The sequence below is a fragment of the Priestia sp. SIMBA_032 genome (genome assembly GCF_046535215.1).
In the GTDB taxonomy this organism is placed as follows: domain Bacteria; phylum Bacillota; class Bacilli; order Bacillales; family Bacillaceae_H; genus Priestia; species Priestia aryabhattai.
The window spans coordinates 1-314 of sequence record NZ_JAWRXD010000351.1 but is presented as its reverse complement, the minus strand read 5'-3'; the positions used below and the strand labels follow the sequence as shown (position 1 = coordinate 314).

The window sequence follows — 314 nt, the reverse complement described above, 5'->3', positions numbered from 1 at the left end:
ACCCGCCGAGGATGACTGCACTGGCCCAGACGGCAGCCCCAACGATGTTGAAGATCGTGAATACCGACCAGCGCATCCGGCCCACCCCTGCCGCCACCGGTGCGATCGTGCGCACCACGGCGACGAAGCGTGCGACCATGACTGCCGAGCCGCCGAACCGGTCGAAGAACTGCGCCGTACGCTCGACACTTGCTCGACTGAAGAAGCCGGAGTCCCGCCGTTCGAACACGGCAGGTCCCGAGCGCCGGCCGATCGCGTAACCGACCTGATCTCCTAGCGCTGCCGCGACCACAACGGCCAGGATGATCACCCAC

1 protein-coding gene is annotated in these 314 nt (G+C 66.6%); it reads right to left on the bottom strand.

The genetic code is table 11. The features are described from left to right. Positions 1-314: DedA family protein (locus tag SB717_RS34720; protein WP_410907412.1), on the bottom strand; the 314-nt coding region annotated here is incomplete at both ends.